This window comes from Methylophaga sp. (assembly GCF_048266885.1).
In the GTDB taxonomy this organism is placed as follows: Bacteria; Pseudomonadota; Gammaproteobacteria; order Nitrosococcales; family Methylophagaceae; genus Methylophaga.
Map to the genome: position 1 here is coordinate 1 of NZ_JBLWYR010000012.1, position 15308 is coordinate 15308.

A 15308-nucleotide genomic window follows, 5' to 3' on the forward strand; every position below is an offset into this window, starting at 1 on the left:
ATATGGAAACACCAAACAGATAGGTAAGGCGGGTCCATTCCATTCTGGTAAGCATCGATGTAAAACCTGAGAAGTATTTTTTAGTTTTAATTCAGCCAGCCAGTTTGGGTAAAAACCTAAGCCTTTGCCACGAGCAATTGCATCAGCCTGCATCACAAATTGATCTGCTGACATACGGGATGGTCTGGCGGGTAATTTAAATGTTTTTTCCTGAGGATTTTTAAGTGAAATTTCCTCATTAGATTGCTCTAAGGTATCAACCCATTCATGCTCAATCAGCTGACGAGGATGATTGATTTCAGCAGCGTGTTGGAGATAGTCAGGACTAGCATAAATTCCTTGGCTGAGGTGTCCCAGACACTCCTGACGTAAACCATTTTCATTGATGTTGCCCAGCCACAAGGTGACAGATTCTCCTACAGTTGCCTGAGGTAGATTAAAGCCGGTTCGCATTTTGAGATGCAGCTTGGGATGTTCAGCCATCAACATTTCTACTTTATCGCTAAGCCAAGAACAACTGAATGCATTATGAAAAGTGAAGTTAAGCTCTCCACTAACTTCCATTTGCAGAGCATCTAATGCCAGCTGACTTTGTTGGGCGAGGTCGATAAATTGCTGACAATAATCTGCAAATAACTGACCAGCCTGTGTGGGGATGAGCCGGTTAGATTCGCGGCGCAGTAATTTTTGACCTACACGATCTTCAAGTTGGGTAATACGTCTACTCAAGGTTGATTTTGGAATATCCAGTTGTTCCGCGGTAAAAGTCAAACTACCAGATCGAATGATCTCTACAAAGGCGACAACCGCTTTCATATCTGGCAAAACTGCACGATTTTTCATAATAATCCCGTTCAGATTTTTGCAACTTGATGTTGATGATTAAATGCTTTCCAATACAAATAATAAGCAATATCATTTGCATCTAGTGAAGAGCATTGTAAAGAATTAAATGGATCTCCACCACCATTGAAACGTTGGTGTACTTTTTAGTGTGTTTAGCTTAAACAAGCCGCGGTTAAGAAAGAATTAACATCGTGAATTAATACATAAATGGTATAAAACGCTCCCCGATTTATTGTTTGTTTGCCCTTTCCCGGTGTTGCTGCAAAGTACACCGGGTTTTTTATTTTTAATACGCCTTGGATATTTTGCTACTCTCGTTTGCCACACCTCTGTTAGGTTAGTAAAAAGCAAAGGAGTGAATTATGAGATGCGCCACTAAGATTTTGTGGCTGAATCTTGCGGTAAGTGCAGGGGCATATAGCGATGAATCCGCGTTCAGTTATAACATCTACAGTTCAATCCGCATGCAAGCAGAAGCGGTGAATACTGATAACGAGCAAGCGATGTCTGCTTATCGTGGTTTACGTGATGCCTATTCACGTGTCGGTTTTAATGCCGCATATGAGTTTTCTGAGGACACATCTTTATTTACTCAGTTGGAATTGCCTTTTGATATTGCCAATTTTCGTTTTCGTGATTCTTACGATCAGGGTGGAGTCGGACGCACTAACGCAGAAACTGTTCGTGTAGGTTTAATAGGTCTCACCAGCGATATCGGTACTATCACGGGGGGGCAGCAGTGGATGCCTTATTACAACGCCATTACCTTTCCAGTAGATCAATTCAGTAGCTTTTACAGCGGGTTTGCAACCTACACCACCTTTCGCGTGAAAGAAACGCTTGCGTATGAAAGCCCGGTTTGGCGAGGGCTAAGCTTTGGCGGTTCTTATTCCACACGTGATGGCAATATCCGTTCACCTTCCAGGATTGATGACCGTCGTATTCAAGCGGTAGCTAGTTATCAATTAGCTGATAAGACACGCCTTGCCATTGGAATGGACGACCGTGGAAATACCGATGGTTACCAGGATAGGATTTATGGCATGACATTGTCTCATGCGAAAGGAGCATGGTCTTGGGCGGTTAAATACGAAATTACTGATACCGATAACCCCAACAGTTTTTATGGTGATAGGGCGCAAGCTATTAATTTATACAGTGCTTATTATCAGGATAAGAATACCTACAAAATAATGCTGGCCAATGTTGAAGCTTATGGCGAAGCAGTCATTCATTTAGGTATCGATCATCGAATCAATCAGGACTTAAGACTGTTTGCTGAGTTTTATCAAGAGCAGGAAACCGCCGCTATCACTGCTAAACAAGCGGGACTTGATGGTTTTGATGCCAATATTAGCGGCGGAAAATTGTTTTTGGTGGGATTTCGTTATGACCTGAATATGTAGAACTCACTCCAGCGCAACATTGCTGTCAGCCAGAGTGAGTAACTTTTGTCTAATCAAGACTTTAACCGTTCATCATTCAGTTCACCTTTGTCATTAAGCATCTCATCATGCTCTTGCATTTTCCAAGGCAAGATACCGGGTGAGATATGAATAAAATGCAGGTATTTTTCGAATTGATTCAGAATGTCATCAATGACTTCCTGCTGATCGCAGTTAAACACATCATAAGCAGCGCCACCTCTTCGCATAAACACTTCGGCGCGGTAATAACGTTTGTCACCATCTTCACTGCTTGACATCTGCGGGTAGGCAAATGTCGGCATAGCATAGCCACGCATACGGATTTCATAGATGAAATCCAGCTCTTCATCACGAACAACCTCAATATAGGCACGATGCTGGGTATCATCAAAAAACACATTTACTGGCCAGCCTTTCTCACGTAAAACCGACTCAACATTCTGCATTGCCGGATGAGCTGTCGTTTTAATAAACTCAGCCACCTGCTGATAATCCGGATAATGAATTAATCCAGCTAAGCGTTTTTTCCAATTACCGGGACTATGTTGTGAGCTATGCATATAAGCTGACAAACTCGCCTCACGATGGCCTTCAATGGCTAGGGCCCGCCACATACCAATGGCTGCCAGCACCATAATGATGGCAAACGGCAATGCACTGGTAATGCTCATGGTTTGCAAGGCACTTAAGCCTCCGGCAATTAATAACGCTGCCGCTACCAGTCCTTCTAAAGTTGCCCAGAAAACCCGTTGCCATACTGGCGTTACGCTGGCGCCTCCCGAAGCTAATGAATCAATTACCAGTGACCCCGAGTCAGAGGAGGTAACAAAGAACGTCATGATCAAAATCACAGTGATAAACGACACTATCGAGGTTAGAGGCAAACGCTCATAAAGCTTGAACAACGCTATGGCAGTGTCGTTTTGCACTTCGGTAATCAGCGCCGTATAGCCCTGGTTCATAATCATGTTAAGGGCGGTATCACCAAAAATAGAGAACCAGATAAAAGTAAATATCGTAGGTACCAATAGCACTCCGAACACAAACTGACGAATGGTCCGGCCACGGCTAATCTTGGCAATGAATAGCCCGACAAACGGTGCCCATGCGATGGTCCAGCCAAAGATAAACAAGGTCCAGTTGCCGATCCAGTCACTGCGTGTATAAGCCTGCAAATTAAAGGTTCGTTCAACAATATTGTTCAGATAACTGCCGGTATTTTGTAAAAAAGTTTCTAAAATAATTATGCTTGGACCGGCAATAAATACAAACAGCATCAACGATACGGCCAACACCATATTGAGGATAGATAAGCGTTTTACGCCTTTATCAAGACCGGCCACCACAGAAAAAATAGCAAGCAAAGTAATACCCGCTATGGTGACAACCTGAACAAATATGCTCACTGGAATACTGGGCCATAAATAATTCATCCCGGCGTTTATCTGTGCAACAGAAAGCCCGAGTGTCGTAGCAATACCAAATAAAGTGCCCAGAATGGCAATGACGTCCACGGTATGACCAATGGGGCCATAAATTCGCTCGCCGATAAGTGGATAAAGTGCAGACCGCATCGATAACGGCAAACCATGGCGAAAGGCAAAATAAGCCAGAACCAGACCGGTTAATCCGTAAATTGCCCAGATATGAAAGCCCCAGTGGAAAAAGGCGATTTGCATAGCCTGCTTAGCCGCATCAACGGTTTCAGGGGCGCCTTGTGGTGGTGATGCATAATGCAATACCGGTTCAGCCACCCCAAAAAACAACAGGGCAATACCGTAACCCGCTGAAAATAACATCGCAAACCAAGCAGGAAAACTGTATTGCGGTTCGGCGTGATCAGGTCCTAGTTTCGTTTTTCCCCAACTGGAGATCGCCACCGTCACTATAAAAACCAGAAAGAAAGCGACTGCCAGCATATAAAACCAACCAAAGGTTTTGGTCAAATAACTGAGCGTGGCGGCAAAGGCCTCGCCAGCTAATTCTGGGTTGCTAATTGTGCCGATTACTAACAATAACGTGATAATAACTGCGGGTACGAACACAGGAACGAGGATAGTAGATGGAATTTTGGACTCAGTTTGCATGATCAAACTCCGTTTTGGATTCAGACGAATCACGTGGGTCATGCAATATGAAAATGAAAGGCCTTAGCCTGATGCGGACAATGTAATGGCTATGAGTATGTTTACATTATCGGCATATTGCATGCCGGCTGGCCGGTGCAGAAAAAAACCGTACAAACTGCTTGCAGTTTGTACGGTGATATAGCGGTCTAGCCTTTAGGCCCTAGAAGGAACCAGAATATCAGGCCGATTAGTGGGAAAAGCAGTAAAACTAAAATCCATAATACTTTGGACATAGTACCTGCACCACTCTTAGCCACTTTCAAAATGGCCCAAATAATGATGATTAGCCAAATCAGGCCTAACAGACCACCAACTTCAACACCCATTTTGTCGCTCCTTTGCTAGTCAGATAAAAATTTAGTCTGTCCTAGCATAACGATAAATGGTCTGTTAAACCAACTATTTTCATGGTGTAGCTGGTTCGATTACCTCACCAGCATATGCTTTCAGACCGCCACCCAAAGCTTTATAGAGTGTCAATTGATTCCGTAATCTGGCTAAACGGGTATCAATCTGGGCCAGCTGAGCATCAATGTGACTGCGCTGTGCATCCAATACTTCTAGATAACTGTCCACACCGGCATCATAACGAATTTGGGCTAATTCTAGACTGCGATTGGTGGCTTTGGTTAAATCCTGTTGAGCGCTAAGTTGAGCATCAAGCGTTTCTCTCGCCTGCATTTCATCTAACACTTCTTTGAAAGCTTGCTGAATGGTTTCTTGATAGCGAGCGATATTGATATCTTTTTGCAATTCAGCCACATCAAGATTGGCATCATTCACACCCCAATCGAGTAAAGGTAAAGATAATTGTGGGGAAATCTGCCAACTACGATTCCCAGAGTTGCTTAGATCTGAAGGTGTAGACCCGCCAATACCAATGGCTGTTGTTAAGCTAATACGCGGGAAAAATGCTGCCCTAGCTGCACCGATATCGGCATATGCAGCCTTAACCTGATGTTCAGCCTGCATGACATCTGGTCTTGCCAGTAACACTTCTGACGAGAGATTCACCGGTAAGTCTTGCAGCAACTCCCCATCATCATCCCAATCCGCTTGCCATTGTTGACGATCCAAGGTTTGGCCGACCAATAACTCAAGTGCGGTAAAGTTTTGATTGGCTTGTTGCTGAAAGCTGGACTCGGCAATGCGGGCTTCATGCAATGCCGTTTCCGCTTGTCTCAACGCAAGTTCAGAAGCTAGACCAGATTCAAAGCGTTTATTAATAAGTTCATAACTTTCTTCACGAGCTTTGCGTGTCGAGCTAGAAAAATCCAATTGGGCAACGGTTGCTTGCCAGCTGAACCAGGCATCTGCTACTTCGGAAACTAATGTCAATTGAATGCTTCTTCGACTGGACTCACTCGCAAGAAATTGCTCCAGAGCGGCTTGTCGCAAACTGTCGATCCGCCCGAAAAAGTCTATTTCCCAAGAGGATATTCCAACGCCAACTTGGTATTCTTCGTAAATTCCGCCACCACCAATAGTTTGACTGCTTGAGCTAAGACCTTCAGGTACTCGTTGACGCGTAGCACTGGCAGTACCATCAACCGCTGGGAAGAGCTCTGCACGTTGGATTTTGTACTGTGCTCGTAATTGCTCAACCTGCAAAACAGTCGCACGAAGGTTGCGATTATTTTCCAATGACAGGGCAATGAGCTGCTGTAGTTGTTTGTCCTGATAAAAATCCTGCCAACCTGTATCAGCAGCCAATGAGGCATTAACGGCCGAATCAGCGTTTTCCAGCATCACCGGATTAGCGGGACGTTGATAATCTGGAATCATTGAGCAAGCGCTTAGCACTGCAGATAATGTCATTACAGAAATGAGTTTTAATTTGGCATTCATGCCGTTTCTCCTTGAGAAACCTGCGCTTTGGCAGGTGTTTTACCAGTAATTTTTTGGGCCAATGTAAAGATCACTACAAAGAATACAGGGATAAAAAATATCGCCAGCGTCGTCGCTGCTAACATGCCACCAAACACACCAGTGCCAATAGCATTTTGCGCACCACTACCTGCACCACTCGCCAACATTAGCGGTGTGACACCAAGCATGAAAGTCAAAGCTGTCATGGCAATTGGACGAAGCCGCATTCTGATTGCTTCCAGTGTTGCATCCGTCAGCGACATGCCGTCTTCATAAAGTGACTTCGCAAACTCGACAATTAAAATGGCATTTCGAGCGGATAAGCCTATTGTTGTCAGCAATCCTACTTGGAAATAAATGTCGTTAGACATTTCTCTGCTTAATGCAAGTGCCACGGCTCCCAACACACCAAGTGGAACAACGAGCATGACCGAAAAGGGAACCGACCAACTTTCGTATAAGGCAGCTAAGAATAGAAACACCACTAAAATCGATAATGCATACAAAAGAGGCGCCTGTGCCCCGGAAGCACGTTCTTGTAAAGAAAGTGCTGTCCATTCATAGCCAAAACCCTCTGGCAATTGAGCGACTAATTCTTCCATGGCTTCCATTGCCTCACCGGAACTTAGACCAGCTGCAGCTTGCCCCTGAATATTCATCGCTGGAACACCGTTGTAGCGTTCAAGACGTGGTGAGCCAAATATCCATCGGGAATCACTTATCGCCGATAATGGCACCATATCTCCAACATCATTACGCACATACCAGTCGCCTACATTTTCAGGCATCATTCTAAATGGTGCATCACCTTGAACGTAAACTCGTTTGACACGACCTTTATCAATGAAGTCATTTACGTAGGTGGAGCCCCATGCTGTTCCAAATGTGCTGTTAATATCATCCAAAGAAACCCCAAAAGACATGGCTTTTTGATGGTTAATATCAATCTTAAATTGTGGACGATCTTGCAAGCCACTATGTCGAACTTGGTTTAATCGATGATCTTGATTGGCTTGCATTAACAAAGTATCACGGGCCTCAATCAATTCATCATGGCCGAGTCCACCTAAATCCTGCAGCATCATATTAAAACCACTGGCATTACCCAACTCGCGAATAGGGGGAGGGGCAATTGCAAACGCGACAGCATCTTTAAACTGACTGAAATAACCAGAAGCACGATTGGCAATGGCTTGTGCACTTTGTTCAGGTTCAGTGCGTTGATCCCAACTTTTTAAGTTCACAAAAATCAGGCCACTGTTTTGGCCTCGACCACTAAAGCTATAACCGATGACAGAAAAAATCGATTCGACATTATCACCTTCTTGTTCAAGGTAATAATCTTCAATGCGATTCATCACTTCAATCGAACGTTCTTTTGAAGCATTAACGGGTAACTGCATTTCAGTGAATAAAATACCCTGATCTTCATCTGGGAAAAATGAAGAAGGCAATTGCGTAAATAAATAGGCCAAACCACCCAAAATCAATACATAAATCAGCATCACGCGTAATGAGCGTTTAATTAAATAACCGACGGCACTTTGAGTGCCTTTACTGGTGCGTTCAAAGCTGCGGTTAAACCAGCCAAAAAAGCCGCGTTTATTCGCTGGATCGTGTTTGGCATCTTTCAGTAATGAAGCACAAAGTGCTGGTGTCAGGGTGACGGCGATTAATAATGATAACGCCATTGCCGAGACCACGGTGATGGAGAATTGTCGATAAATTACGCCGGTCGAACCTGGGAAAAAGGCCATGGGTATAAACACAGCGGAAACGGTCAACACAATCCCGACAAGCGCGCCGGTAATTTGGTCCATAGATTTTCGGGTGGCTTCTTTGGGAGGCAAGCCTTCCTCATGAATAACCCGTTCTACGTTTTCCACCACAACGATGGCATCATCCACTAATAGACCGATCGCCAGCACCATGGCAAACATGGTCAACATATTGATGGAGAAACCAAACGCAAACAGAATGCCGAAGGTACCCAAAATTACTACCGGTACCGCAATGGTCGGGATCAGCGTGGCACGAAAATTCTGTAAGAACAGATACATCACCAGAAACACCAGAATCATCGCTTCAACCAGTGTTTTTACGACGCCTTCGATAGATATTTTGACAAAAGGCGTGGTGTCATAAGGGTAAGTGACTTCTAAGCCCTCTGGAAAGAAAGGCTCGAGTTCGGCAATGCGATCACGGATCATCTGAGCAGTTTCAAGTGCATTTGCACCCGAAGCCAAGGTGATCCCAAGTCCGGCAGCAGATTGTTTATTGTATTCGGTTTCAAACTGAAAATTTTCACCACCTAACGACACGTCAGCAACATCTTTAATACGGACTTCGGAGCCGTCCTGATTGACTCGCAGTAGAATGTTTTCAAATTCGCCGATGGTTTCCATCCGCGTTTCGACCACAATACTGGCAGCAATTTGTTGCCCTTCGACGGCTGGTGTTCCACCAATTTCGCCCGCGGCAATTTGCACGTTTTGCTCACGAATAGCCGTGACGACATCAGCGGTGGTTAATTTGTAATTGGCCAGACTATTGGCATTTAGCCAAATTCGCATCGCATATTGCGAACCAAAGAGATTGATTTGCCCGACACCGTTTACTCGGCTCACTGGGTCTTGGATATTGGCCGCGACATAATCGGCGATATCATATCGATCCATTTTTCCGTTATTTGAAACAAACCCCAACACCATCAAAAAACCTGTACTGGATTTAGTGATCTCAAGTCCTTGTTGTTGTACTTCCTGAGGCAGCAAAGGCATGGCTGCTTGCAGTTTATTTTGTACTTGAACCTGTGCAATATCGGGATCAGTATCGGCTTGGAAGGTTACTGTTATTTGTCCAACGCCACTGGAATCACTGGTGGAGCTGATATATTGCAAGTCATCCAAACCGGTGAGGTTTTGCTCGATAACCTGAATCACCGAATCCTCCACTACTTTGGCCGAAGCACCTGGATAAGTTGTGCGAATTTCAATGGCAGTAGGGGCGATACCTGGGTATTGTGCAATCGGTAACTGGAAAATCGACAGCAAACCGGCCAGCATGATTAAGATCGCAATAACCCAAGCAAAAATAGGGCGATCAATAAAAAAGCGCGCCATGATTACTCCTTAGTTTCCAGACTAGTGGACTCAGTATCGACTTCGATTTCTACAGGAGCGTCTACGCCAATTTTCTGCAAACCTTCTACAATCACTTTTTCTCCGCCTGAGAGACCTTCATACACCAACCAGTTATGTCCAATCGATTGCTTCACTTCGATAAGGCGTTGCTCAACTTTATTTTCACTATTGACCAACATGACATTTGCGTTACCTTCACGTGAAAACATGACGGCTTTATGCGGCACCAAAATCGCATCTTGCATTGTTCCTTCATTGATTTCAGTTTTTACATACATGCCAGGTAAAAGCAGGCCCTCTGGGTTAGGAAATTTGGCTCTCATCACCAGGCTTCCAGTATCTGCATTTACATTTACTTCGGAGAATTGCAGTTCACCTTTATGTTGATAAGTCGATCCATCTTCCAACTTTAATGTGACTTGAGCAGCATCTCCCTCAGTAATTTTCCCCGACATTAATTGCCGGCGTAATCTCAAGATTTCTTTTGACGCTTGAGAAATGTCGACGTAAATTGGGTCAATTTGGGTAATCGTAGCCAACGCATTATCTTGTTGAGCGGTGACCAGTGCGCCTTCGGTAATATTTGACCGGCTAATACGACCCTCAATCGGCGCATCTACTTTGGTATAACGTAAATTTATTTCAGCTGTTTTAATATTTGCCTGAGCTACAGCAACTTCGGCTTGCGCCTGTAAGTATGATGCTAAGGCATCATCATAATCTTGCTGACTGATGGCTTTATTATTGATTAACCCCTCAAAGCGATCGGCACGTGCTTTAGTGGATTTGATATTTGCCTCAGCTCGGGCTAATTCGGCTTTAGCCATTTGTAATGCCGCTTGAAATGGCGCCTCATCTATTTGATAAAGCTGTTGACCTGCTTTAACTTCCGCCCCTTCTTCGAACAGACGCTTTTCGATGATGCCATTAACCTGTGGGCGCACTTCTGCTTGTCGAAATGCTACGGTGCGCGCAGGTAATTCAGTAATAACGGTAACTGTTTGAGGAATTAAGGTCAGAACATCTACTTTAGCCGCTGGCGGCGGTGTGCTGTTTTGTTGAGCTTCATCGGAACTTGGTGATTGGCATGCCGTTAAACTGAGCGCTACGATACTCATCCACATCAGTGTTTTATAAGTTAAAAAATGGCGCAGCATTTGTTACTCCTGATTGTGTTTTCCGTGAGTTGCTGTTGAACAAGCAATAGCGTCCCAACTAGCATCAATGATATGTGTAAGTGTCTCGTCGTTGACTTGGATAAGACCCAATAAATGCTGACGAGAAAGAAACAAGTAAGGTTCGAAACTTAAACTGATTAAGATATCGTCAGATAAATTTTTGATTTGTTTTGTATTACGTCCCTGCTCAAACAAATTCTTAACCGGTTGAAGGCCAACCCATGCATGACTACGTTGGCTGCGTAATATATCCGGTGGAAGGTGATCAAATTGCGCTTTGCTATGGGTAATGCAGGGGTTTTCAATACAAAAATGCCAGAGATTGCAACACATACGGCGATATTGATGTTTGATGGATTGCTCTGGATCATGACCGTCAAGCGTTGCTTTAATGAAGTCATCAATTATTTGGGTGTTTAACTCTCGAATAAGCTCATCACGATCTTTGAAATAAAGATAAATCGTACCGGCAGCAACCCCGGCCTCTTCAGCGAGTTGTTTAATGGAAAATCCATGGAATCCATATTTGGCCAGTAGCTTTATCGTGGCGGAAAAAATAATTTCCCGTTTATCGATGGAGGGTTTCGCTGGAGACATAAGACGCTTTTATGAATGAACGTTCATTCATAATATACTTGTCCTAGGTTAAGGTAAAGTTAACAAAAGCCAAAAAGTTATTGAGATATGGAGACTGTTAATTGGGTAAATATTAGATTAGCTCATCATAAATAAGTTGTAACCGCTGTTTATCTGCCTCAATTAACGATGACTGAGACGTGCGTTGTTTCATAAGCTGCAAATGACGTGAAACATCTTGGCCAAAAATATTTGGGGCAACTTGAGCAAGCGAAGCCAACGCTTTTTGTAAACGAAGTTGCACCTCGATCATATTGACACCATCACGTTCTATGGGCATAAAAATATCATCAAACAAATCAGCAAGATTTAATGCTGGAACTAACACATGGGGATAAATTATTTGCTCATCGTTAATGGTAGATTTGTAGTCTTTCCAAGGAATTAAGATTCGCAGCCCACGGTTAATGACATCAATCGCCGTACCGGGATCATTGACGGCTGGTGACAGCGCTCTGGAGGCAATTTCTGCTAAAACGGATAAACCAAAGCGTGGATCTTGATCAAACGAACGTTCATTACCTAAAGTAATCGCAGAGCAAATACTCGCAACGATTTCATCCTTAGCATGCAGATTTATCCAGGCGATCGGTTTTGCCGGATGAACAAATTCTCCAGGTAATGCCAGCACAGCAATTTCAGCCTGATATTTTTCGGCACAAGCATTCAATGCACCAATATCAATATGTTGAACATAGCCGATGCTCTTACCGAAAATCGCTTCGGCATTATCAGGAATGACATCTTTCTCAACAAGCTCGTTAGCCCCCAGTGTTGGGTTCTTAATGCGTTGCAGGATGGTCTCGGCTGCAGCATTTTCAACTCGCTCAGTGGTTTCACCTACTCGTCCGAGTTGAGAGAGGTGTTCAATCCACCGCAAAATAGTAATGACAATTAAAATAATCACACCGATAGTGACGACAAATAAAATTAAGCGGCCATTTTCTCCATATTGATCGGTACTTAAAGCCACAATGCCAACTAAACTGTATAAAAATGAGCCAATGAATGTGGCTAAAACATTTTGTGTGGTTGTATCTTGTTGAACTAATTTAGTGGCACGTGGCGTCACACTGCTACTTGCTGCCGTGTAAGCCGCGACCATTACACTTAATGAAAATGTCGTTACTGCCAACATGCTGGAGGCCAGAATATCCAAAATCTGACCGACTGAATCAGAGCCGACACTAAATGGAAACGGGTTGTCGATCATATGTTGGGCTGGAATAGCAATGAGTGCTGTCACAACGGCAAGCAGGGCAAAAAATGAAGCGCGGATCCACAGAGTGCGTGTGAGTTGAGAGAGAAACCATTGCCATTTGGATAACATGCTCTAAAGTCCTTATTTAAACGTTTTACAGCTTATTTATCCTGCTGTGCATTTCAAACGAGCATAAAAAAACCACTCTACCGCATCGCGGGAAAGTGGTTTCTTTGCACTATTTTAAGTGTGAGAACTATGGCGAGAAAGATGAACCACAACCACATGTTGTAGTGGCATTTGGATTACGAATCACAAATTGTGAGCCTTCAACACCATCGGTATAGTCAATTTCAGCGCCTACCAAATATTGGTAGCTGGCGGGATCGATCAACAATGTCACACCCGATTTTTCAACTTCGGTGTCACCTTCGCTAACTTCTTCTTCAAAAGTAAAACCATATTGGAATCCGGAGCAACCACCGCCTGTAATAAATACGCGCAGTTTCAGTTGGTCATTGCCTTCTTCCGCAATCAGTTCACTGACTTTTGACGCCGCCGAATCGGTAAACAGAACTGGACTTGGCATTTCGCTGGTCATGATTAACTCCGTAAATATCTAAGATTGTTCATTTATTATCCAATTCTGACTAAAATAGTCAAGAATTATGACTGTTGTTCAATATTTAAGTTGGGGTCAGATTGGGAATGATCAAGGTTAAGATTTGACTCTTCTGCTTCGCCAACATGAATTAATTGGCCGTTCACTTCACTGCCCATTGCCATCTCTAAAAATTTGTAAAAAACGTTACCACGGATACTGGCTTTATCGGCAAGTTCGATGTGTTCAGTAGCATAAAGGTTACCCTTCACATCACCGTTTATAAGTTGAAAAGGTACTCGAACCTCACCTTCTATGCGGCCTTTTTCACTTAAGGTCAACAAGGCTGGTTCGCCTTCATCCGCTGTAATATTCCCGGTAATAACACCATCAATACGTAATCCACCACTGAAATGAATATCCCCTTTAATATGGGTGTTTTCACCAATTAATGTATCTATTCGGGCGGCTTTACGGCGTGTTTGCTTTTTACTACTGAACATGAATTACCTCATTGGTCGATGGGCGAATCTGTTTGCCAATCAAAGGTGCGTGAAACAAGGGTTTTGTCTTTTTGGCGCAAACTAACGTTGATTTGCTGAGGCGTTTTTAATTCATTCATATTAAATATGCCCTCAATAACTTGTACATGACGAAGGTTAAGTGGGTGTTCGATGACGTTAAGATCAATGGCTTTCGCTTTCTCACCTTCGCCTTCAACGTTTTGGAGTCTGATAATGGCCTCACCAGTGATAGGTTCGCTAAGATTTTTACCTTGGGTTATGGCTAAACGATAGCGCAACTGCGTCGGGTTTTCTGGATCTGGGCGGATCTGTAAATCGCGTATTTGCAGTTCACTGGTACTATTGCCTTGAGTGATGTTTTGATAAAAAAGCAGTTCTTTGTCCAGCTCGATCACGTTCTTTTGCAATTGTTCAAGCCGATTTTGCAATTGCTGCACCGTTGCTTGATGCATGGCTTGCAGTTGTTGCATGCTCTGGGAGGATTCAGTTTGTTGCATAAGTTGCGTTTTCAATGAAGCAACTTGTTCCGTCATCTGTTTATTATGCTCAATCAAACGCGCCTTTTCGCCGCTGTCATGATTAAACCAATACCATTGAAGTAACCCTGTGACAACGACGGCAAAAACTATCCACAAGATAAAACGTCGAGTGCGCTTTGGTTGAATAACATAATTATCCAATGGTGACGTCATTAGGGAAGTGTCGCAATGTGATTAATGCCTAAACGTTCATCAAGACCGAACATGATATTCATATTTTGTATCGCCTGACCTGATGCGCCTTTCACCAAATTATCAATTACTGATAAAACCACAACAGTATCAGCATTTTCTGGTTGATGTACGGCAATTCGGCAAACATTAGCGCCACGGACACTACGGGTTTCCGGATGAGAACCTGCTGGCATCACATCCACAAACGGTTCATCAGCAAAACGTTGTTCGAACAAGCTTTGTAAATCAGTTGATTTTTGCAGCTGGCTGTATAGCGTGGCATGAATGCCGCGAATCATTGGAGTTAAATGTGGCACAAATGTCAGGCCAACTTCTGAGCCATTCATTTGATTCAAACCTTGCCGAATTTCAGGTAAATGACGATGACCTGCTACGGCATAAGCTTTCATATTTTCACTGGTTTCGGTCAACATTGTGCCGAAACTGGCTTTGCGTCCAGCACCACTGACGCCTGATTTTGCATCGGCAATCAAATGTTTCGGATCTATCAGTCCAGCTTCCAGCAATGGCATATAACCTAACTGGACAGCGGTTGGGTAACAGCCAGCAACAGCAACTAATTGTGCATCACGGATTTGTTCACGATTAAGTTCAGGCAGACCATATACAGCAAGCTCGGCCAAATGCGGGCAGGTATGAGGTGTTGCATACCACTTCTCCCACAACTCGATATTCTTAAGCCTGAAGTCAGCTGACAAATCAATTACCCGTACACCACGTTCGATTAAAGCGGGCACAGTGGCCATAGCTACTGTGTGGGGGGTAGCAAAAAACACTACATCACAGGCGGCTAATGCATCGTCATCAGGAACGGTGAAACACAAATCAACATGTCCACGCAGATTGGGGTACATGTCACTCACCGGCATTCCAGCTTCGCTGCGCGAGGTGATAACCTCCAACGATACTTGTGGGTGAACTGCTAATAACCGGAGTAATTCAACACCGGTATAACCAGTGCCGCCGACAATTCCTACTTTAATCATACATATTCTTTATTGTTGGTCAGGTTCCACATCA

The 15308-nt window shown here is 43.8% G+C and carries 13 protein-coding genes; 1 reads left to right on the plus strand and 12 read right to left on the minus strand.

The window, feature by feature from the left end; all coding sequences use genetic code 11:
* Positions 1–843 (minus strand): LysR family transcriptional regulator (locus tag ACN0V2_RS07475; protein ID WP_417550181.1); only part of this gene is annotated, 843 nt, incomplete at its 3' end.
* Between the two features lie 365 nt (positions 844–1208).
* Between ACN0V2_RS07475 and ACN0V2_RS07480 the strand changes: the two genes are divergently transcribed.
* Positions 1209–2252, plus strand: coding sequence for a porin (locus ACN0V2_RS07480; protein ID WP_417550182.1), 1044 nt, complete (start codon positions 1209–1211; stop codon positions 2250–2252).
* 53 nt (positions 2253–2305) lie between these two features.
* On the opposite strand, the gene ACN0V2_RS07485 is transcribed toward ACN0V2_RS07480, so the two are convergent.
* The 11 genes from ACN0V2_RS07485 to argC all read right to left on the minus strand — a co-directional run bounded on the left by ACN0V2_RS07485 (position 2306) and on the right by argC (position 15274).
* Positions 2306–4360: a BCCT family transporter gene (locus tag ACN0V2_RS07485; protein WP_417550183.1), complete on the minus strand. Its 2055-nt coding sequence runs from the start codon at positions 4358–4360 to the stop codon at positions 2306–2308.
* Positions 4361–4548: 188 nt separating this feature from the next.
* Entirely contained in the window at positions 4549–4728 is a 180-nt protein-coding gene (locus ACN0V2_RS07490) for a PLDc N-terminal domain-containing protein (RefSeq protein ID WP_417550184.1), read from the minus strand.
* A gap of 79 nt (positions 4729–4807) precedes the next feature.
* Positions 4808–6250, minus strand: coding sequence for an efflux transporter outer membrane subunit (locus tag ACN0V2_RS07495; protein ID WP_417550185.1), 1443 nt, complete (start codon positions 6248–6250; stop codon positions 4808–4810).
* A complete protein-coding gene (locus ACN0V2_RS07500) occupies positions 6247–9393 on the minus strand; it encodes an efflux RND transporter permease subunit (protein WP_417550187.1) in 3147 nt (1048 codons plus the stop codon). The genes ACN0V2_RS07495 and ACN0V2_RS07500 overlap by 4 nt, the downstream gene beginning before the upstream one ends.
* A gap of 2 nt (positions 9394–9395) precedes the next feature.
* Positions 9396–10571 carry an efflux RND transporter periplasmic adaptor subunit gene (locus ACN0V2_RS07505; RefSeq protein ID WP_417550188.1) on the minus strand — a complete coding sequence of 392 codons (1176 nt, stop codon included), beginning with the start codon at positions 10569–10571 and terminating at the stop codon, positions 9396–9398.
* Between the two features lie 3 nt (positions 10572–10574).
* Complete coding sequence (locus ACN0V2_RS07510) at positions 10575–11189, minus strand: TetR/AcrR family transcriptional regulator (RefSeq protein ID WP_417550189.1); 615 nt, start codon at positions 11187–11189, stop codon at positions 10575–10577.
* A gap of 112 nt (positions 11190–11301) precedes the next feature.
* On the minus strand, positions 11302–12558 hold the full coding sequence (locus tag ACN0V2_RS07515) for a DUF2254 domain-containing protein (RefSeq protein ID WP_417550190.1): 1257 nt from the start codon (positions 12556–12558) through the stop codon (positions 11302–11304).
* 127 nt (positions 12559–12685) lie between these two features.
* The gene (erpA, locus tag ACN0V2_RS07520; RefSeq protein WP_292358372.1) at positions 12686–13030 is read right to left on the minus strand and encodes an iron-sulfur cluster insertion protein ErpA; all 345 of its coding nucleotides are present in this window, start codon (positions 13028–13030) and stop codon (positions 12686–12688) included.
* Positions 13031–13095: 65 nt separating this feature from the next.
* Positions 13096–13533 (minus strand): bactofilin family protein, encoded by a 438-nt coding sequence (locus ACN0V2_RS07525; RefSeq protein ID WP_417550191.1) that lies wholly within the window; start codon positions 13531–13533, stop codon positions 13096–13098.
* 8 nt (positions 13534–13541) lie between these two features.
* The gene (locus ACN0V2_RS07530) at positions 13542–14246 is read right to left on the minus strand and encodes a DUF6776 family protein (protein WP_417550192.1); all 705 of its coding nucleotides are present in this window, start codon (positions 14244–14246) and stop codon (positions 13542–13544) included.
* On the minus strand, positions 14246–15274 hold the full coding sequence (gene argC, locus ACN0V2_RS07535; RefSeq protein WP_417550193.1) for an N-acetyl-gamma-glutamyl-phosphate reductase: 1029 nt from the start codon (positions 15272–15274) through the stop codon (positions 14246–14248). The genes ACN0V2_RS07530 and argC overlap by 1 nt, the downstream gene beginning before the upstream one ends.
* Positions 15275–15308 lie beyond the last annotated feature (34 nt).

What these genes read in the sequence shown, in the direction of transcription:
- ACN0V2_RS07480 (WP_417550182.1), top strand. Translation starts at nt 1,209, where the DNA reads ATGAGATGCGCCACTAAGATTTTGTGGCTGAATCTTGCGGTAAGTGCA.
- ACN0V2_RS07485 (WP_417550183.1), bottom strand. Translation starts at nt 4,360, where the DNA reads ATGCAAACTGAGTCCAAAATTCCATCTACTATCCTCGTTCCTGTGTTC.
- ACN0V2_RS07490 (WP_417550184.1), bottom strand. Translation starts at nt 4,728, where the DNA reads ATGGGTGTTGAAGTTGGTGGTCTGTTAGGCCTGATTTGGCTAATCATC.
- ACN0V2_RS07495 (WP_417550185.1), bottom strand. Translation starts at nt 6,250, where the DNA reads ATGAATGCCAAATTAAAACTCATTTCTGTAATGACATTATCTGCAGTG.
- ACN0V2_RS07500 (WP_417550187.1), bottom strand. Translation starts at nt 9,393, where the DNA reads ATGGCGCGCTTTTTTATTGATCGCCCTATTTTTGCTTGGGTTATTGCG.
- ACN0V2_RS07505 (WP_417550188.1), bottom strand. Translation starts at nt 10,571, where the DNA reads ATGCTGCGCCATTTTTTAACTTATAAAACACTGATGTGGATGAGTATC.
- ACN0V2_RS07510 (WP_417550189.1), bottom strand. Translation starts at nt 11,189, where the DNA reads ATGTCTCCAGCGAAACCCTCCATCGATAAACGGGAAATTATTTTTTCC.
- ACN0V2_RS07515 (WP_417550190.1), bottom strand. Translation starts at nt 12,558, where the DNA reads ATGTTATCCAAATGGCAATGGTTTCTCTCTCAACTCACACGCACTCTG.
- erpA (WP_292358372.1), bottom strand. Translation starts at nt 13,030, where the DNA reads ATGACCAGCGAAATGCCAAGTCCAGTTCTGTTTACCGATTCGGCGGCG.
- ACN0V2_RS07525 (WP_417550191.1), bottom strand. Translation starts at nt 13,533, where the DNA reads ATGTTCAGTAGTAAAAAGCAAACACGCCGTAAAGCCGCCCGAATAGAT.
- ACN0V2_RS07530 (WP_417550192.1), bottom strand. Translation starts at nt 14,246, where the DNA reads ATGACGTCACCATTGGATAATTATGTTATTCAACCAAAGCGCACTCGA.
- argC (WP_417550193.1), bottom strand. Translation starts at nt 15,274, where the DNA reads ATGATTAAAGTAGGAATTGTCGGCGGCACTGGTTATACCGGTGTTGAA.